This is a genomic window from Ruegeria sp. CI5, assembly GCF_056536885.1.
The window spans coordinates 102,903-121,446 of the sequence record NZ_JBQFQN010000001.1 but is presented as its reverse complement, the minus strand read 5'-3'; the positions used below and the strand labels follow the sequence as shown (position 1 = coordinate 121,446).

At 60.7% G+C, this 18,544-nt stretch carries 19 protein-coding genes, 1 tRNA gene and 1 riboswitch; of the genes, 12 read left to right on the top strand and 8 right to left on the bottom strand.

Annotated elements, in window-relative coordinates:
• Positions 1-7: 7 nt before the first annotated feature.
• Complete coding sequence (locus ACR0BA_RS00570; RefSeq protein ID WP_170538854.1) at positions 8-616, bottom strand: carboxymuconolactone decarboxylase family protein; 609 nt, start codon at positions 614-616, stop codon at positions 8-10.
• Between the two features lie 156 nt (positions 617-772).
• On the opposite strand from ACR0BA_RS00570, the gene parE reads away from it, so the two are divergent.
• The 3 genes from parE (at position 773) to ACR0BA_RS00555 (ending at position 4,262) form a co-directional block, all read left to right on the top strand.
• Positions 773-2,731 (top strand): DNA topoisomerase IV subunit B, encoded by a 1,959-nt coding sequence (gene parE / locus ACR0BA_RS00565; protein ID WP_170417968.1) that lies wholly within the window; start codon positions 773-775, stop codon positions 2,729-2,731.
• Positions 2,732-2,746: 15 nt separating this feature from the next.
• Positions 2,747-3,661, top strand: a complete 915-nt coding sequence (locus ACR0BA_RS00560) for an abortive infection family protein (RefSeq protein WP_480725987.1) — start codon at positions 2,747-2,749, stop codon at positions 3,659-3,661.
• A gap of 319 nt (positions 3,662-3,980) precedes the next feature.
• Positions 3,981-4,262 (top strand): DUF1496 domain-containing protein, encoded by a 282-nt coding sequence (locus tag ACR0BA_RS00555; RefSeq protein WP_170368739.1) that lies wholly within the window; start codon positions 3,981-3,983, stop codon positions 4,260-4,262.
• Positions 4,263-4,276: 14 nt separating this feature from the next.
• Here ACR0BA_RS00555 and ACR0BA_RS00550 read toward each other — a convergent pair whose 3' ends face one another.
• Positions 4,277-5,047, bottom strand: a complete 771-nt coding sequence (locus tag ACR0BA_RS00550; protein ID WP_480725986.1) for an alpha/beta hydrolase — start codon at positions 5,045-5,047, stop codon at positions 4,277-4,279.
• A gap of 106 nt (positions 5,048-5,153) precedes the next feature.
• Here ACR0BA_RS00550 and ACR0BA_RS00545 point away from each other — a divergent pair, with 106 nt between their 5' ends.
• Positions 5,154-6,023 (top strand): hypothetical protein, encoded by an 870-nt coding sequence (locus tag ACR0BA_RS00545; RefSeq protein WP_170337775.1) that lies wholly within the window; start codon positions 5,154-5,156, stop codon positions 6,021-6,023.
• On the opposite strand, the gene ACR0BA_RS00540 is transcribed toward ACR0BA_RS00545, so the two are convergent.
• Positions 5,971-6,570: a glycosyltransferase gene (locus ACR0BA_RS00540; RefSeq protein WP_480725984.1), complete on the bottom strand. Its 600-nt coding sequence runs from the start codon at positions 6,568-6,570 to the stop codon at positions 5,971-5,973. The two genes, ACR0BA_RS00545 and ACR0BA_RS00540, sit on opposite strands and share 53 nt — an antisense overlap.
• Positions 6,571-6,642: 72 nt before the next feature.
• On the opposite strand from ACR0BA_RS00540, the gene ygfZ reads away from it, so the two are divergent.
• Positions 6,643-7,380, top strand: coding sequence for a CAF17-like 4Fe-4S cluster assembly/insertion protein YgfZ (ygfZ, locus tag ACR0BA_RS00535; RefSeq protein ID WP_170337773.1), 738 nt, complete (start codon positions 6,643-6,645; stop codon positions 7,378-7,380).
• A 106-nt stretch (positions 7,381-7,486) separates the two neighbouring features.
• On the top strand, positions 7,487-8,452 hold the full coding sequence (locus tag ACR0BA_RS00530; RefSeq protein ID WP_480725982.1) for an ABC transporter transmembrane domain-containing protein: 966 nt from the start codon (positions 7,487-7,489) through the stop codon (positions 8,450-8,452).
• A 40-nt stretch (positions 8,453-8,492) separates the two neighbouring features.
• Here ACR0BA_RS00530 and efp read toward each other — a convergent pair whose 3' ends face one another.
• Positions 8,493-9,056 carry an elongation factor P gene (gene efp / locus ACR0BA_RS00525; protein WP_093962584.1) on the bottom strand — a complete coding sequence of 188 codons (564 nt, stop codon included), beginning with the start codon at positions 9,054-9,056 and terminating at the stop codon, positions 8,493-8,495.
• Between the two features lie 219 nt (positions 9,057-9,275).
• Here efp and ACR0BA_RS00520 point away from each other — a divergent pair, with 219 nt between their 5' ends.
• Together ACR0BA_RS00520 and ACR0BA_RS00515 are read left to right on the top strand one after the other, a co-directional pair.
• Positions 9,276-9,596: a DUF6280 family protein gene (locus ACR0BA_RS00520; RefSeq protein ID WP_093962585.1), complete on the top strand. Its 321-nt coding sequence runs from the start codon at positions 9,276-9,278 to the stop codon at positions 9,594-9,596.
• A gap of 158 nt (positions 9,597-9,754) precedes the next feature.
• Positions 9,755-11,212 carry a cobyric acid synthase gene (locus ACR0BA_RS00515; RefSeq protein WP_480725980.1) on the top strand — a complete coding sequence of 486 codons (1,458 nt, stop codon included), beginning with the start codon at positions 9,755-9,757 and terminating at the stop codon, positions 11,210-11,212.
• Between the two features lie 3 nt (positions 11,213-11,215).
• Here ACR0BA_RS00515 and ACR0BA_RS00510 read toward each other — a convergent pair whose 3' ends face one another.
• From ACR0BA_RS00510 to ACR0BA_RS00500, 3 genes are all read right to left on the bottom strand, one after another.
• Complete coding sequence (locus ACR0BA_RS00510) at positions 11,216-12,034, bottom strand: hypothetical protein (protein ID WP_480725979.1); 819 nt, start codon at positions 12,032-12,034, stop codon at positions 11,216-11,218.
• Positions 12,035-12,108: 74 nt separating this feature from the next.
• Positions 12,109-13,527, bottom strand: a complete 1,419-nt coding sequence (locus tag ACR0BA_RS00505) for a TolC family outer membrane protein (RefSeq protein ID WP_475144503.1) — start codon at positions 13,525-13,527, stop codon at positions 12,109-12,111.
• Positions 13,528-13,622: 95 nt separating this feature from the next.
• The gene (locus ACR0BA_RS00500; RefSeq protein ID WP_480725977.1) at positions 13,623-14,276 is read right to left on the bottom strand and encodes a protein-L-isoaspartate O-methyltransferase family protein; all 654 of its coding nucleotides are present in this window, start codon (positions 14,274-14,276) and stop codon (positions 13,623-13,625) included.
• Positions 14,277-14,503: 227 nt separating this feature from the next.
• On the opposite strand from ACR0BA_RS00500, the gene ACR0BA_RS00495 reads away from it, so the two are divergent.
• Positions 14,504-14,577, top strand: a tRNA-Cys gene (locus tag ACR0BA_RS00495).
• Positions 14,578-14,798: 221 nt separating this feature from the next.
• On the opposite strand, the gene ACR0BA_RS00490 is transcribed toward ACR0BA_RS00495, so the two are convergent.
• Complete coding sequence (locus ACR0BA_RS00490; protein WP_480725975.1) at positions 14,799-15,755, bottom strand: NAD(P)-dependent oxidoreductase; 957 nt, start codon at positions 15,753-15,755, stop codon at positions 14,799-14,801.
• Between the two features lie 108 nt (positions 15,756-15,863).
• Here ACR0BA_RS00490 and ACR0BA_RS00485 point away from each other — a divergent pair, with 108 nt between their 5' ends.
• The 3 genes from ACR0BA_RS00485 (at position 15,864) to cobW (ending at position 18,540) form a co-directional block, all read left to right on the top strand.
• Positions 15,864-16,739: a LysR family transcriptional regulator gene (locus ACR0BA_RS00485; protein ID WP_480725974.1), complete on the top strand. Its 876-nt coding sequence runs from the start codon at positions 15,864-15,866 to the stop codon at positions 16,737-16,739.
• 72 nt (positions 16,740-16,811) lie between these two features.
• Positions 16,812-17,016: riboswitch (cobalamin riboswitch) on the top strand.
• An 82-nt stretch (positions 17,017-17,098) separates the two neighbouring features.
• Positions 17,099-17,482, top strand: coding sequence for a DUF1636 family protein (locus ACR0BA_RS00480; RefSeq protein WP_170390537.1), 384 nt, complete (start codon positions 17,099-17,101; stop codon positions 17,480-17,482).
• 2 nt (positions 17,483-17,484) lie between these two features.
• A complete protein-coding gene (gene cobW, locus ACR0BA_RS00475) occupies positions 17,485-18,540 on the top strand; it encodes a cobalamin biosynthesis protein CobW (protein ID WP_480725972.1) in 1,056 nt (351 codons plus the stop codon).
• Positions 18,541-18,544 lie beyond the last annotated feature (4 nt).

Below are 18,544 nucleotides of genomic sequence, written 5' to 3'. Positions count from 1 at the left end.
GCGCCCTTCACCGATGGCCCCAGTCATCCGGATTGTCCGAATTGTTCGGAGACAACCCCAGAATGTCGCCCTTGGTCGAACAGCCAAGCCCCAGAACGGTGCGGTTGGCGTAGGAGAAATAGGCGCAGACCTGATTGATCTCCAGGATCTCACCATCGTCCCAGCCAACAGATCGCAACGCGTCAATATCCGCCGCCACCAGGTCGGCCGGGTTCTCGGTCAGTTTTCGGGCGTATTCCATCGCCGCCACCTGTGCGGGGTCCAACGGCGCCGTCTCGGGTGTTTCCGCCTCGATCGCCGCGCGGATGGCCATACCGCGCTGCTCGTCGCCCAAGAGTCGCTGCAACCCGCTGAAATGATGCTCGACACAATAGCCGCAGCGATTCAGCGAGCTGACCCAGACCCCGAGCACTTCCAGAAACCACTTGGGAACCGAGTTTCCCGAATGGTGCAGCACGTTCTTGTAGAGCGCCATGTGACCTTCCATCGAATGTGGACGCAGGGAATGCACCATCATGATGTTGTCCACATTGTTCCCAGGCCCCGTGACCCGGTCATACAGCGTCTTCAACCGACCGCGGGCCTCGTCGAATGGTATCGTCTTGATCCAGCTCATCACCTGCTCCTCCACGATTTCCGCAACTCAGCGGGAAAACCACCCGTTTTGCAACCCGCCACCGCCCGCAAGTTTGATACAACACCTCGCGTCCCTCTTCCCCCGACCCACATCACCTGCCATAATGGGCCCAACCCAAAAACAAGAGCAGCACCCATGCCCGACGACCTGTTGACGCCCGAATCCGCCACCACCTACGACGCCTCCTCGATCGAGGTCCTCGAAGGTCTGGAGCCCGTGCGCAAACGCCCCGGCATGTATATCGGCGGCACCGACGAACGGGCACTGCACCACATGGTGGCCGAAATCCTCGACAATTCGATGGACGAGGCCGTTGCCGGCCATGCCAACCGTATCGAGGTGGAACTGCACGACGATTACGCCCTGACTGTGCGCGACAACGGCCGCGGTATTCCGATCGACCCGCACCCGAAATTCCCCGATAAATCCGCGCTCGAGGTGATCCTGTGCACCCTGCACGCGGGCGGCAAGTTCTCGGGCAAGGCCTACCAGACCTCGGGCGGTCTGCACGGCGTGGGCGCCTCGGTTGTCAACGCCCTGTCGGATTCGATGGTCGTACAGGTGGCCCGCAATAAGGAGCTGTACGAACAGCGCTTTTCGCGCGGCATCCCACTGGGTCCGGTCGAAAAGGTGGGCTCGGCTCCCAATCGGCGCGGCACCACCGTCACCTTCCACGCCGACCCCGAAATCTTCGGCCACCACAGGTTCAAACCCGCCCGCCTGTTCAAATCGATCCGCTCCAAGGCCTACCTGTTCTCGGGCGTTGAAATCCGCTGGAAAACCGCAATCGACGACGGCGAGACGCCTACCGAGGCTACCTTTCACTTCCCAGGTGGCTTGTCGGACTACCTCAAGGAGACGATGAACGGCTCCTCGACCTATTCCGAACAGCCCTTCGCCGGAACCGTCGATTTCAACGAGAAATTCGGCACCCCCGGCAAGGTGGAATGGGCGATCAACTGGACGCCGTCGCGCGATGGCTTCATCCAGTCCTACTGCAACACCGTTCCGACGCCCGAGGGCGGCACCCACGTGGCGGGCTTCTGGGCCGCGATCCTCAAGGGCATCAAGGCCTACGGTGAACTGATCAACAACAAGAAGGCCGCCCAGATCACCCGCGATGACCTGATCACCGGGGGCTGCGCGCTGGTCTCGTGCTTCATCCGTGAACCCGAATTCGTCGGCCAGACCAAGGACCGTCTTGCCACGGTCGAGGCGCAGCGGCTGGTCGAAAACTCGGTCCGCGACCATTTCGACAACTGGCTGGCCGCCGACACCAAATCCGCCGGCGCCATTCTGGACTTCCTCATCCTGCGGGCCGAGGAGCGCCTGCGCCGACGGGCCGAGAAGGAAACACAACGCAAGTCCGCCACTAAGAAACTCCGTCTTCCCGGCAAGTTGGTGGACTGTAGTAGTTCAACACGTGACGGCACCGAATTATTCATCGTCGAGGGCGACTCGGCTGGCGGCTCGGCCAAGATGGCCCGCGACCGCAAGACACAGGCCCTGCTGCCCCTGCGCGGCAAGATCCTGAACGTACTGGGCGCGGCCAGCTCGAAACTGGGTACCAACGCCGAGATCAACGACCTGACGCAGGCCCTTGGCGTCGGGCTGGGCACCAAGTTCAACATCGACGACCTGCGCTATGACAAGGTCATCATCATGACCGACGCCGACGTGGACGGCGCGCATATCGCCTCGCTGCTGATGACGTTCTTCTTCACCCAGATGCGCCCGATGATCGACGCGGGCCACCTGTACCTGGCCTGCCCGCCACTCTATCGCCTGACCCAAGGCGCCAAGCGCGTTTATTGCCTGGACGAAGCCGAGCGCGACGAGTGGCTGGAAAAAGGCCTGGGCGGCAAAGGCAAGATCGACGTCTCACGCTTCAAGGGTCTGGGTGAAATGGACGCCAAGGACCTGAAAGAAACCACGATGGACCCCAAATCGCGGAAATTGATCCGCGTCACCATCGACGAGGACGAACCCGGCGAGACCGGCGACCTGGTCGAGCGTCTAATGGGCAAGAAACCCGAACTTCGGTTCCAATACATTCAGGAGAACGCGCGGTTTGTTGAGGAATTGGATGTTTGAGTTGGAAGGTGTCGATTGGAAAAAATCACTAGGCAAATTCGAAACAACATATTTGATGGCCTGCGCCTAGAAAAAGTATTTTATGCTGGTGAGTTGGGTGACGTTGATTTCTTGGGCCGCCTCTATGATCTACGTGCGCTTCCCAGTTACGATCAAAGATTCAAGACTGCTGATCAGGACATCTGGCAGCATTGCGAAAACAACGATGACTGGCCGATTGACTGGGTGTTTACGGACGCAAGGTTCAATTTACTTGGTTGTTCCGATGATGTTTTTCTGAGCTTCTTGTGCGAGACAGTTCACCCAGTTGTTCGACCAGACGTTTTTGAAGCTTCAAAGATCGTTGGCCACTACAATGATCAATTGGCCAGATCGGGTTGGAAACTAGTTGAGTCTCAAAAAATCGCAGGAAGAGCCGTATTCATTGCGCAACGAACTACAGAATTCCACAGCCAAATTCAGCGCGCTAGTACGGTTGCAGAGAAGCTTTCTTCGAATTGGATGCAGACGGAAATTAGGCGCATCCAAGACTCAATTGAAACCGATCCTGCTTTAGCAATCGGAACAGCGAAAGACTTAGTAGAATCTTGCTGTAAGACCATTCTTGCTCAATTGCCAGACGCAGAGATCCCCCAGAAGTCTGACGATTTGCCGACACTATCAAAGAAAATGTGCAAAGCATTGTCACTAGTTCCTGAGGGTATTCCGAATGAAGCAAAAGGCGCAGAGAGCATCAAACGAACGCTCAGCAACCTTGCATCAATTACGAAAGGGATAGCGGAACTACGCGGTTTGTATGGCTCAGGGCATGGGCGCGACGGAAAGCACGTCGGGCTAGAACCTAGGCACGCACGGCTAGCGGCCTCTTGTGCAATTGCATTTGTGGATTTCGCAACCGAAACATACCTGCAACGTCACAAGGACTGCTAAGCGCAAGCGAGCCGTAGGGGGTTTACCAACCCACTTCCCCTCGGACAAATCACCTCGCAACGGCGGGGTAAAACCCCATCCTACCCCAACCACAAACCCCGCGCCGCCCAAGGGGTGGCTCTACCGCATCTCTGTTACTTTGTATCGTTTACGGCAGTGAACAGACCGCCCCAAGTCACACACCTTGCATCCTAACCCCCTTGCCTAACCCGTTGATCCCGTTCACACTTACTCTCAACCCGTCAACCAAGAACGAGCTTTGAGGTTCCGAGCGTCCAAGACCCAATTTGAAAAACGGATATCCGAACGGGAGGACGACATGAAAACTTTGACCCTCGGGCTGGCCTTGACCCTGAGCGCCTCGGCAGCCCCCGCGCAGCAGATGCTCAGCACCGCATCCCCCATTCCCGACGGGGCCGAGACCCGGTTCTGCTATTACGACGGCATGGCCTATTCCGAGGATGCCTTTGTGCTGATGGTCGGTGACAACACCGTTACCAGCACGGTGAGCACGGTGCAGGAACGCCTGTTGCGTTGTTACCGTGAAAGCGACGGCGTGCTGCGTTGGCGGCCGCAGAGCACGTTTCAGGTCAGCAAATAACGCCTGAACGGCCCCTAGCCCAGCTTCTGGTCCAGCCAGTCCGCGATCTGTGCGCCTGGCTTTTCCCAACCGGGCTCCATGAACAGAAAATGCGCGTGACCTTCTGCGGACAGAAAGGTCGCGCGGTCGCCATAGAGTTTCGCCAAGGCACGGCAGGTGTTGGGGTTCACCGCCCTGTCTTCCGAGCCTGAAACGATCAGAACCGGGCAGTCGACCTTGTCGATATCAACCTTCATCGCGTGGTGATCGTCGAACATCCAGAAAAACATCTCGAACATCACCCGCCCGCTTTCCGGGCCAAGTCGATCGAACACGGCATGTTGCTGAGCCTCGGGCATTTTGTTCAGCGCGAAGGGGGCCATCAGGTCGAAATCGACGCGCATGGGCTGCTTCCAGAACGCCCCGCCCTCCATTAAGGCGCGCGGCACGGCGCGTTCGTCATCGGTTTCCGGCAGGGTGCCCCAGGCCGCGTTCGGGTTGATCAACACGATGGCGCTGGCCAGTCCGCGAGACGCAACCTGCTGGGCAACGACGCCCGCAATGGCATGCCCGAGGATCACGGGTTTGCTGCCCAACCCCTGGACGAATTCGGCAATGTCGTTGGCATAATCCATTACGCTGGTGTCGGTCAGACCCGCATCGGGCTCGGCTGCGGGATCGCCGCCGTGGAACCTCAGCGCCGGGGTGTGCACCGTCCAGCCACGGGCGCGGAAGAACTCCGCATAGTCCGCCATGCACCACGGCCCGGCAAACGCCCCGTGGATCAGCACAATCTCTTTGGTCATCACGTTCTCCCTCCGGCTCCTGACCCGAGTATGGGCATCCTGACACGCGTTACAACTGCACGTGATCGCTGTTGCGTGGGAAGGCTGACCACTTAAACTCGGATGCATGAGCTTCATCACCGACTACCAGCTGCCCCTGCTGTTGCTGTTCTTTCTGGCCGGATCGATTGGCACCGCGTTCCTGTTTCGCAAACCAGCGGGTCACCGGGCATGGAAGCTGGCCGACCTCGTGTGGGTCGTATTGGGTGGGCTGGGCGCGCTGGTGGCGGTCATGGCGGGGCTCTACAAATCCGACAGTTCAAGGCTGGACCGACAAATCGACGTTGCCTATGCGGCGACACTGGCCTTCGATCGCGACGCCGCGCGGTTCCGGCTGCGGTTCTGCGATCCGGCCTATGACCCGGACACGGCGGTTTTGTGCGACAAGGTCGAGTTCCTGTCGGCCTCGACCGCCAGCAACGCCGACCTGCCGCTGTTCATCGCCGTCACCAACGAAGTTGCGCCGCTGCAGGGCCTGAACTTCATCTTCGGCGCACGGTCACGAGACCAGATGGATGACATTCAGGACATGGCTGCCAAAGCCGATGCCTTCGACATCGAACAATTCCTGGTTTTCACCACGCTGGACGAAGAAACGCAGACCGCGATCGACAACATGCGGCGGAAAGTGCCGGCAATCGCCGGAGACTATATGATCCTTGCGCAAAGCTATGATGACCTGATCGCTCAGGTCGCCAAACTGAAGGGAGAGTGGGAGTATCTTCAGGAAAACGCCCACATTCTCGTGCTACAGATCATCGCGCTGTGTCTGGTCAGCTTTGCGGCACCATTCAGGTTGGGCAAATCTGTTGTCGAGTTGCGGTCCAACCTCATCACCGAGCCGGCAGCGCGGCAGCCACCCCCCGAAGCATCTGCGACCGGAATTACTGAGGTGGCGCCTCAGAACGCGCCCGATCACGGCGCCCGACACCTGTAATGGCACGCGCCCGCAACAGAGTCGCGCGCGGCAGAGAGCGCATGAGCGCCCCCTCCTTCCCCGGTTGATCCGGATATCCGCCGGCAGCCTTGTACAGTTGCGCCGGCAGCAGCAGGCCCTGATCACCAGACGCCAGTCCAAAGACCCGGCTGCGCAGATTGACCCAACCTGCCGTCAAACTCGGCATCAGGCCTGAGGACCGGAACCCAAGGCGAAACACACCCGGACGCCGCGTTACGAGGTGCTCGGCCACCGCGTCGGTCCACCTTGGCTCAAGCTCGGTCCCCGGACGGATCAACAGCAACCAGTCGCCCACCGCGGCGTCGAATCCCACGCGGAGCTGTGCGGCACGAGACCCGGCCCCGGCAACGATCCGGGCCCCTGCTTCATCGGCAATACGCAATGTATGATCGGTCGACCCTCCGTCGGAGATGACAAGCTCGCGGATCAGCCCGGCGTGCAGTCCCTCCATCAGGGTCATCAGCGTGCGCGCAAGGTCGGTCTGGGAGTCGAATGTCGGAATCACGATGCTGATCGGGGCGGACACGTTCGAAACCTCTGGTCTTGGCAACGGGTTCGCTTATATCACCGCTCTCAGGGCAATGACGAGGACCCAAAGATGAGCACCCGCCGCATTTTGCGCCTGACCGGCACGGATACCGACAGCTTCTTGCAAGGTCTGGTCACCAATGACACCCGCAAGCTGGACGATGGTCTTGTCTACTCGGCCATCCTTACCCCGCAGGGCAAATACCTGGCCGATTTCTTTTTGAAACGCGATGGCGCCTCGGTGCTGCTGGACGTGGCTGAGGGGATTGCGGATGCACTGATCAAGCGGCTGAACATGTACAAGCTGCGGGCGGATGTGCGTATCGAGGAAACCAACCTGCACCTGCAACGCGGAACCGGGCCCGCACCGGAAGGCGCCATGCCCGATCCTCGTCACCCCGATATGGGCTGGCGCGCATATTCTGACGCCCCCGAAGCCGATGATGGAACGGATTGGGACGCAATTCGGGTGCGTCATTGCATCCCGGAAACCGGGATCGAGCTGACACCGGACACGTATATCCTCGAGGCCGGTTTCGAGCCGCTCAACGGCGTCGATTTCAAGAAGGGCTGCTATGTCGGGCAAGAGGTAACCGCCCGCATGAAGCACAAAACCCAGTTGCGCAAGGGGCTGCGGGTTGTCGCCATCGACGGCGCGGCTCCGGTCGGCTCCGAAATCCTCTCGGCGGGAAAGCCGGCCGGCACCCTGTTCACGCAATCGAACGGGCAGGCCATCGCCTATCTGCGCCTTGATCGGGCGGGCGACGACATGCAGGCCGGAGACGCCCGCCTGCGTCTGCTGGATTGAGCCTGTTGCCCAACCGGCACGGCCAACGATCAGGCCGCTTTGCAAACGTTTTATCCGGGCCTGCCACACGGTAAGACTTGAGGCACTTGGCTGATCGGGTGCCTACATGCTCCAACTGTATTCAGCCATCTGGCGCGCCAGCGCCGGACGGCAAGTCATACTGATCCTGTTGTCCTTGTCGGTCGCGGCTCTTGCCGCGGCCCCGTTGGAGTTTCAACGGGACATCATCAACCATCTGACCTCGGACAATATCGAGGCGCCACATCTCCTGCTGCTGGGTGCCGGAATGATGGGGGTGATCCTGCTGAGCCTCGCCCTGAAATGGGTTCTGGGATATCGCGCGGGGACATTGGGCGAAGACATGATCCGTCGGATCCGTCAGCTTTTGCTGGCCCGCACCGTGGACGTGGACGAGTCGGGCGAAAATGTCCGCAAGGGAACCATGACAACGGCCATCTCTGCCGAAGCCGAAGAACTGGGCAAATTCGCCGGAGGCGCATTCTCGGACCCGGTCGTACAGATCGGAACCTTGGTCAGTGTGATTGGCTACATCTCGTCGACGCAACCCTGGCTGGGACTGATTGCCCTTTCGATGATCGCGCCGCAGATCCTTATCGTTCTCGTCTCGCAAAGAAAGGTGAACGTGTTCGTGGCGGACCGCGTCCGCATATTGCGTAGCGCGACCGACCATCTGACGATCGAGGACATCGAGGCCGTGACTCAAGAGGTGCACGACCAGTTCGATGCGATCTACGACACCCGACGGCGGATGTTTCTGTGGAAACTGTCGGCCAAGTTTCTGCTGAGCGTGATCAACGGTGCAGGCACCGTCGGTGTTCTGATGCTGGGTGGATGGCTGGTTCTGCAAGGAGAAACCGACGTCGGAACCGTGGTCGCCGCGACCAGCGGTCTGGCCCGGATCCAGGGGCCGACCGGGTTTCTCATCGCTTTCTATCGGCAGGTCAGCGCCAATCGCATCAAGTTCGAGCTGTTGCTGGAACTGTTTGGCCCGGACCGCGCCCGCTACCGCCGGGGCGGGGCCGCCTCGCAAGAAAAAAACCGCGCCGAATAGCGGCGCGGTTTCTTGGACTTTCTCCGAGTATGACGCGACGTTACGCGCGCTCGGAATATTCCATGGTCTCGGTGTTCACGACGATCATCTCGTCCTGCGCGATGAATGGCGGCACCATGACTTTGACGCCGTTGTCCAGAACCGCCGGTTTGAACGAGTTCGCCGCAGTCTGACCTTTGACGACCGGTTCGGTCTCGACGACCTTGCAGACGACTTTCTGAGGCAGCGTCGCGTTCAGCGCCTCGCTTTCATAGAATTCGACCACGATGGTCATCCCGTCCTGAAGGAACGGACGACGGTCACCCAGCAAATCTGCAGGCAATTCAATCTGTTCATAGGTCTCGGCATCCATGAATACCAGCATCCCATCGCTTTCATACAGGAACTGCTGGTCTTTCTGCTCCAACCGAACACGCTCGACCTTGTCCGCGGAACGGAACCGCTCGTTCAGTTTCGAGCCGTTGCGCAGGTTCCGCAATTCCACCTGTGCAAACGCACCGCCTTTGCCCGGTTTGACATGATCGACCTTGACCGCCGCCCACAGACCGCCGTTATGCTCAAGCACATTGCCCGGGCGAATTTCGTTCCCATTGATCTTGGGCATGACATATTTCCTTCACACATGGTTGATGCGCCAGTTGTCGTCCCTATATCTGGCGGGATCAATCCATGCAATACAACGAAACCTAGTGCTGCACCCGCAGAGAGCCATGCAAATGACGCAACGCAACTATGCAATTTAGGTGTATCCGAATCGCACTAAATAGGTCATAAGGACCGCCACGCCGAAAATTACAAGAGCAAGAACAACAAGGAAAACGAGATGAGAGATTTCGTTGACGGCACCGCCTTTAACAATGAGCAAGGCAACCGTGCCCGCAAACTTTTCGCGGCCGTTGTGCTGGCTGCACTCGATGATGCCATCGCCGATGACAAGAAATACGGCAATGGCCCGGAACAAATCGCCCGCTGGGCACGCTCGCGCGATGGGCGCGAAGTGCTGTCCTGCGCTGGCATCGACCCGAACGAACGGGTTGTCCACGGACTGATGGAGTTCGTTGGCCGTGGCGTGCGTACCTCCGTCGCCCTGTCGCGCGAAGAAAGCGAACGCCGCAACGCTGCACAGCAGGCCGAAGCCGCCTAAGGCTTTGCCCGACCCAAAAACGCGCGCCGGTACTTTCGGCGCGCTTTTTTTTGCCCTGTACGCAGCGGAATAGTCGCATTCGTCTTGCAAATGGCCCGATCCACGCTTTCGTCGGCTGAATAAATGCGGTCATCTGCCAACATCCGCAGGAGGCTCAGATGGTTCGCGCGATCATGATTCAGGGAACCGGCAGCAACGTCGGCAAGTCGATGCTTGTGGCCGGGCTGGCCCGGGCCTTTGCGCGGCGAGGGTTGAAGGTTGCCCCTTTCAAACCGCAGAACATGTCCAACAACGCCGCAGTGGCGGCAAACGGAGGCGAGATTGGCCGCGCCCAGGCGCTGCAGGCCCGGGCGGCGGGGCGCGCGCCCCATACGGACATGAATCCAATCCTTCTGAAGCCGGAAACCGATACCGGTGCGCAGGTGATCGTTCAGGGCAAGCGGGCGGGAACGATGCGGGCCAAGGACTATCGCAAGGACAAATCCAAACTTCTGAACGCTGCGCTCGAAAGCTTTGCCAGGCTTTGCCAAGATGCCGACCTTGTGCTGCTCGAGGGCGCCGGCAGTCCGGCCGAGACCAACCTGCGGGCAGGCGACATCGCCAACATGGGCTTTGCCTGCGCCGCAAATGTGCCCGTCATACTGGTGGGAGACATTCACCGGGGCGGTGTCATAGCGCAGATCGTCGGCACCCATGCAGTGCTAGAGAACGCTGACCTTGCAATGATCCGCGGCTTTGCGGTCAATCGTTTCAAGGGAGACGTCAGCCTGTTTGATGACGGGCGCGACGACATTGCGGCACGCACCGGATGGCCTTGCCTGGGCGTCGTTCCCTGGTTTGACGATGCTTGGAAACTACCGGCCGAAGACATGATGGATATCCGCTCGCACGCCGGCGGCACCTGCAAGGTTGCGGTGCCGCAGTTGGAGCGCATGGCGAATTTCGACGATTTGGACCCGCTGTCTGCCGAGCCGGGTGTTTCGGTCGAGATCATTCCGGCTGGCCGCCCCCTTCCCGGTGACGCGGATCTGGTGATTCTGCCGGGCAGCAAATCAACGATCGGAGATTTGGCCTTTTTCCGCAAACAGGGTTGGGACATCGACCTGTATGCCCATGTACGGCGGGGCGGCCATGTTCTTGGCCTCTGCGGCGGGTATCAGATGCTGGGCCGGGTGATCGCCGACCCCGACGGAGTGGACGGCAGACCCGGCAGCGTCGATGGGCTGGGTTTGCTGGACGTGGAAACGGTTATGTCCGGGGAAAAGCGGGTCGAACTGCGATCAGCGCAGGCCTTGCCCGGCGGCGAGCCTGTCACCGGCTACGAAATCCACATGGGACGCACCCAAGGTCCGGATACTGCCCGTGCGTGGTTACAGGTGGAAGGGCGCCCGGAAGGCGCCGCATCGAGAGACGGGCGCGTTCTGGGAAGCTATTTGCACGGCATTTTCGCGTCAGACGCCTTCCGCGCGTCGTTTCTGCAGCGGTTTGGAGCCAGGTCGGAACTGGCATACGAAGTCAGTGTTGAGCAAACGTTGGAGTCTTTGGCCGATCACCTTGAACAGCATATGGACCTTGATGCCCTGCTGTCACTGGCAGCCGAGCCTCGGTTCGGCTGAGCGTCAATCCAAATTCTGAGCGGCCAAAGCGCGGTTGATCTCGCGCCGCACCAGCTTGCGAATGTTGCGGGTGATACGTTCACCCAGCGCGCCCTGCAGTTCCTGACGGACGATGTCTGCGATTAACTCGCGCAATTCGTCTTCATCCATCGTGCCGGTCGCCATCGCCGGCGTTTCCTGATCCAGCTTCACCTCGGCCTCAGAGGCATCCCGGTTGTCCCGGATAAACGTGGCAGGCGTTGATTCCTCGTCGCTGTCAGCGTCCATCTCAGCTTCGGACGCAGCCGCATACTTCAGCGCCGAAAACCCGGTGTCCGAGGCCCAACTGACCTTGTCAGTGCGCGTGCCGGAATAAGCGTCGTCGCTTTCACCGTCAGGCTCCCACTGATCTTCGGTCCGCGCAATCGCAGCCTCAAGAGCTGCGATCTTGGCGCTCAGGCTTCCGGCCAGATCCCTGCGGCCTTCGCGATCATCCGAAGACTCACCGCCGATGTCATTGATTGCCGGCGTTCCGGGACGAACGATATCGCAAGACCGCAAACGCATAGGTTGTGACAGGTCGTTGGCCGGGCGCACCGCCTCGACATTCGCAGCATGCTGCGAGGCCGCCTCAGCCGAGATCTTTTGGGCCAGTTTCAAAGGTGCTTTTGGATCCTCGGCCGGTGTGCCAACCCGCAGGGCATCCGTCAAAACCAGGCGTCCCGGCTTGCGGGCCGCAGTCGCTTTGATCAGGTTCGGGACCTTGCGCCCTTCTTCGCTGACCAAACGCTTGATCGACGACAATACGTCTTCGACACCTGCTTTGACACTGCTATCCGTCATTGTTCTCTACCGCTCTGACCTTTTGGACCAGTGTATCCAATCCGGTCGAACCTAACAACAGATAGTGTGGCTGATCACTCGCGCCGCAAAGCTTTGAGAACTCGATCCAGGTCGCGGCTTTGCTTGCTGATCTGTGCAGGCGCCTTTTTGACCAGGTTGTAGTAGAGCGTCGGGTCATAAATCTGGACCGCCAGTCCAAGGCGCTCGGCCGTCAACAGACCTTGTGCCTGCAACAACTGATAGGCAGCCAGAGACCGTTCCGTCCGCGAGGCAACTTCGGCCAATTGTGCGTCCAGCAAATCCTGCTGAGCGGTCAGAACGTCCAGTGTGGTCCGAGCCCCCAAGGTGGCCTCCTCGCGAATCCCGTCAAAGGCGACCTGCGATGCGCGTACCCGTTCGACGGATGCCCGCAGGCTGGCAGTGGCCGTTTCAAAGCGCACATAGGCGTCCGTCACACCCTGAGTGATGTCTTTCTGCACATTCAGGAGATTGGCACGCGATGCGTCCCGCTGAGCCATTGCGCGGCGCACGTTGGCCGCCAATCGGCCACCGGCATAGATGGGTTGATTGAAATTCAACGAGATGGACGCATCGTTGGTATAGTCGTCGTTGTCATAGCTTTCCGTGATCCCCGCGTCCGCGTTCAGGCTTACATTCGGACCCAGGCCCGCGCGCTGCTGCTGCACGGTCAGATCCAAGGCACGCACCTGATGCTGCGCCGAAAGGATTGCCGGGTGGTTTCTTTGTGCCAGGCTGATGGCCTCGGCCAGAGAACCGGGCAGCTTCGGCAGACGCGGCTGGCCCGCAGTACGGCCCGGCTGTTTGCCGACGGCGTTCACATATTCCGCTTGGGCAGTGCTCAGGTCGCCTCGCGCATCGGCCAGATCAGCCTGCGAGCTTGCCAACTGCGCTTCGGACAGCGCGACGTCGGTCCGGGTGACCTCACCGACTTCAAAACGGTCCTGCGTGGCCCGCAGTTCCTCGCCTGAGAGATTGACGTTGTTCTGGCGAATCTGAACCGTTTCTTCCTGTAGCAGAACACTCAGATAAGCCGTCGTTGCGCGGAACAGAACCTGTTGCTCAATATCGATCAATGCTTGGCGAGTTGCCAGAACTGTTTCCTGAGCCGACTGTTTCCCGAGAATCGATGCACCGCCATCATAGACCAGCTGGCTCAGCGTGAGTCCCGAGAAGAAGCGCGACGGTTCGACCGTCGACACCACTGTTCCGGCGCGAGACTTGGCATAATCCTGGCTGACACGGACGGTCCAGTTGATGATCGGGCGCAGGGCCGACAATGCGATTGCAACGTCTTCGTCGGCTGCGCGCAGCAAGGCGCGGTTCTGTTCCAACAGCCCGCTTGTGTTGTATGCACCGATGAACGCGTCGGTCAGATTGTCCGCCAAAACCGAGCGCCCCGGCATCACGCTCAGCGCGATTCCCACCGTCAGAGCGACTGCCTTGACCAGCTTCCCTCCAGCCGTTCCAAGCATACCCAAATCCTCTCAAATCAAAATAACGCAAGCCCGCAGGCAGTTTGCGCCTTTGTTTTCAACTAATCAAGGGACCGCGGAAAACCGCTGATCGACTATAGCGAAAATGCACACTCGGCCGAAAACGCCGGCAGTACCGGGGCGTTTGCGTTGAAGCCATGACGCCATGTCACCCGCCCATCGGACTTTCGACCAATGCGAACGGTGCCCAGGTTGCCTTCGACGAACAGGCAAGCGATGCGGCCATGATCTTTCAGTTGATCGAGCAAGGCATCGGGCAGACGTTCCACACCGCCCTGGATGATGATGACATCATAGGGGCCATGCTCGGCCGCCCCCTGCTCCAAAGGTCCGACATGAATGATCGCGTTGTCGATATCCGCCTCCATCAGGCGGGACTGCGCGTCGGCTGCGTTGGCCTCGTTATCCTCGACGCCCACCACAAGCTGCGCCATGTTCGCGGCGACGGCGGTCGAGTATCCGAACGCCGGGGCGATATCCAGAACCACCTCGTCATTCGAAATATTCAATGCATCCAGCATCTTCGCCAGAGTCCTCGGCTCCAGCAGGCAGCGCCCGTTTCCCAGATCGATCAGGTCGCCAGCATAGGCCACTTCGCGACTGGCATCCGGCACGAAATTCTCGCGCTGGACCTTCAGCATTGAATCGATGATCGGGAATTTGGTGACATCAGAGGGCCTGATCTGAGTGTCTACCATCGTGTGGCGTCGGGCTGCGAAATCCGTCATGTGACCGCTCGTATATTTCCCATGGTTGCTCGGCTTTTGCCACATCCGGTCCCGCCCGGCAACGGCCAGCCCGGCAAAAATTGCAGGTCGCGACAAAAGTTGCCACTGCGCTGACCGGCCATCCAACGCCATGGCCGGCGGAATTTTCAGCAACCCTCTGGACGTTGTTCTGGAAAGCTGCTAGAACCGCGTCTGCACCACGTCAAGTAATTGAAATTGCTTGAAAAGGCGAGTTGGCGGAGTGGTGACGCAGCGGATTGCAAATCCGTGTACACCGGTTCGATTCCGGTACTCGCCTCCAACTTTCTTGCCTCGCACTGCATCGCTGTTCTCTGGTCCTAATAATAATCGACTGGAACAGTTTGTTGATACGAAACGCCAAAATACGTGCGGAGATGGTTAGCGCAGCCGAGCTAACCAGTAACTATCGGGCAAGGGTTTAGTCAGCGCAGGAGCACCACCTACGCACTCGATCCATGCAAGACACCCCCGGAAACCGTGCGCTTTGCGCTGACCGTCGGCTCAGACCGCGCTTCTACCTTGCGGAATCACCTCGTATCCCGGCTCTTCCGGTTCATCGTCCTGCATCTCGGCCGGAAAACCGGGCGCGGTAATGCTCAGCCCGGTTGCATCCTCAAGCCGTCGAATGACATTGGGCGACAGCTCGCGCGCGCCATAGCGGGCGATGGCGTCGTCGAAAATCTTGATCATCAACGGGTTCATCTCCAACGGCACGCCGGCGCGGGCGGCGACCTCCTGGAACAGGCCGATATCCTTTTTCACCAGATCCATGGTGAAGGAAATATCGCGCGAGCCGTTCAGTATCACCTGGCTTTCGGTCTCATGCACGAAGGACGTGCCGGACGAGATCTTGATCGCCTCGTAGGTCGTGTTCAGGTCCATCCCAGCGGCCTTGGCGGTCACCAGCGCCTCGGCGCAGGTGATCAGGTTGGCAGTGGCCAGATAGTTGGTTAGCACCTTCAGAACCGAGGCCGTGCCCAGATCGCCGGTATGCAGAATGCGCCGGCCCATCGTCGTCAGGAACGGCAGAATCCGCTCGAACGTTGCCCGGTCGCAGCCCGCGAAGATCGAGATATTGCCCGTGGCCGCCCGGTGGCACCCGCCCGAAACCGGGCAGTCCACCGCCGCCCCGCCGCGCTCGATCACCATGGCCGCCAGGCGTTTGACCTCGGCCTCGTCAGTGGTGGACATCTCCATCCAGATCTTGCCGCGGGTGACCTCGGGCAGCATCTGCTGCATCACCGCGTCCGAGGCAGCGGGTGACGGCAGGCAGGTGATGACCGCATCGCAATCGCGCATCATCTGGGCCGGGCTTTCACCGGCTTTTGCTCCCTTGGCGGCGAACTCCGCCACAAGATCGGGGTTCAAGTCGTGTACCGTCAGGTCGATACCGTTGCGCAGCAGCGACCCCGACAGCTTGCCCCCCACATTGCCCAAACCGATGAAACCGACCTTCATGTTCTGCCCTCCCGCAGGCGCAATTTCGTTGGCACGAGTATTTCCGTTGCCCATCGACAAAAGAAACGAATAATAAGTCAATCTAAATGCAAAATATTTTGGTGCTGAATGGACCGCCTGCCCAATCCGGCCTGGCTTCGCAGCTTCGAAGCCGCCGCCCGCCATCTGAGTTTCACCACCGCCGCGCAGGAACTGGGCCTGACCCAGACGGCGGTGTCGCTGCATATCCGCTCGCTCGAGGCGGACCTCGGGCAGCCGCTTTTTGCCCGCAACGCCCGACACCTGTCGCTGACCGAGCTGGGCCAGTCCTATGCGCTGACCGTGCGCCGGGCGCTGTCGGATATTGCGCTGTCCACCAACAGCTTGTTCGGCCCCGCCTCGCGGCAGGCGCTGACCATCCGGGCGGCGATATCGACGATGACCTACTGGATCGCGGCCGAGCTGCCCGCGTTCAGCGCCCAGCACCCCGAGATCCCGGTGCGGCTGGTGTCACATATCTGGAACGACTCGGCCGCGCCTGCGGATGTGGACGTGGAAATCCGGCTGGGCTATGGCGACTGGCCCGGAGTTGCGGCCGAACAGCTGTGCTCGGAACGGCTGGTGCCCGTCTGCCGGGCGCAGGACCCGGCGCCAGACCTGCAAAACGGCCCGTTGATTCACATTCTGGGGTATGAGGACAACTGGTCGCGGTACTTCGAGGCCACGGGCACCGACCTGCCCGACCGCCCCGCGCGTAATTCGGCGGATACGACCGTCACGGCGCTGCAACTGGTGATGGCCGGCGCTGGCTATGCCACCGTTCTGGAGCGGTTCGCGCGCAACGCCATCGCCCAGGGCGCGCCGATCCGGGTTGCGGGGCCGGCGATTCCCTTTGCCCAGTCGCATTATCTGATCCGCAGCGTCAGCGCGGCGCCTCCGTCCATCCCTGCCCAGTTGTTCCTGGCCTGGCTGCGCGACCGGCTGGCCGGCGATGCCGCGGATTGATCCCGGCAAGTCGCTTTTTCGATCCGACGCGAGGCACTTGGCCCCGCGCGCTTGACAACCCCCCTGCCCGTGCCGCATGTCGCTTGCGTTGGTGTCTGTGCAAGCAGATGAAAAGGGAATGCGTCAGCGGTTTTCCGTCAAACGCAGCCGCCCCCGCGACCGTGACCGGAGAGGGTGCCCAAATGCCACTGGCTGCTGGCCGGGAAGGCGGGACATCCGACAGAGCGCCGCTCTGACATCCGCAAGCCGGGAGACCTGCCAACGCCCGAAGACAAACCGGACGGGGTGTTCCGGTGTCGGGCCCATGTCCGCAACGTGGCCCGCGCATACCCCGTCCCCCGACAACCGAGTGAGGGGGGATGAGAGACGTGACCGAGACCACACCAGTTGAACTGCTGGTCTGCACCACCTGCCGACGCGGGCTACCCATCGAGGATGACGCCCAGCGCCCCGGCACGCTGCTGCACAAGGCACTGGCAGCCGCCGACCTGCCCGCGGGCATCACCCTGAAGCCGGTCGAATGCCTGTCGAACTGCGATCAGGGCTGCTCTATCGTTCTGCGCGGCGGGCCGTCGCGCTGGACCTTCGTCTATGAAAACCTGAACGAATCCGACCATGTCGAGATCATCGTCGAAGGCGCCACCAAATATTTGGCCGCCGATGATGGCCTTGTGAAATGGCGCGACCGCCCTGAACATTTCCGCAAGAACTGCGCCGCCCGCATTCCCCCGATTGGAGCCTGAGCATGAGCACCCTCGAAAAACTTCCCGTCACCGTCATCACCGGCTTTCTCGGCTCGGGCAAGACCACGCTGATCCGCCATCTGATGCAAAACCCGCAGGGCAAGCGGCTGGCCGTGGTGGTCAACGAATTCGGCGATGTAGGCGTCGATGGCGAAATCCTGAAAAGCTGCGCCATCCCCGACTGCCCGGCGGAAAACATCATGGAACTGGCCAATGGCTGCATCTGCTGCACCGTGGCCGATGACTTCATCCCCACGATCGAGGCGCTGATGGCGCTCGACCCGCGCCCCGATCACATCCTGATCGAAACCAGCGGTCTGGCCCTGCCGAAACCGCTGCTCAAGGCGTTCGACTGGCCCGACATCCGTTCCAAGATCACCGTGGACGGCGTGATCGCTCTGGCCGATGCCGAGGCCGTGGCCGCAGGCCGCTTCGCCCCGAATGTCGCGGCGGTGGGTGCCCAGCGCATGGCCGATGACTCGATCGACCACGAAACGCCCCTGTCCGAGGTGTTCGAGGATCAGATCTCGTGCGCCGACATCATCCTGCTGACCAAGCCTGACCTGGCCGGCCCCGAAGGCGTGGCCAAGGCGCGCGAGATCATCGCCGCCGAGGCGCCCCGCCCCCTGCCCGTGGTCGAAGTGGCCGAGGGTGCGGTGGACGTGCGCGTGGTGCTGGGGCTGGAGGCCGCAGCCGAGGACGACATGGACGCCCGCCCCTCGCATCACGATGGCCATGACGACCACGAACATGACGATTTCGAAAGCATTGTGGTCGAGTTGCCAGAACAGACCGACCCGGCGCAGCTGGTCGCCAATATCGAGCGTCTGGCGAACGAGCTGAACATCCTGCGGGTCAAGGGCTATGCCGCCGTTCAGGGCAAGCCGATGCGCCTGCTGGTCCAGGCGGTCGGCGCGCGGGTGCGGCACCAGTATGACCGCCCGTGGAAACCCGAGGAAGAGCGCCGCTCGCGCCTTGTGGTCATCGCCGAGCATGACGACATCGACGAGGCCGCGATCCGCGGCATCCTGACGGGCGTCACCGAGGCCGCCGAGTAAGCAC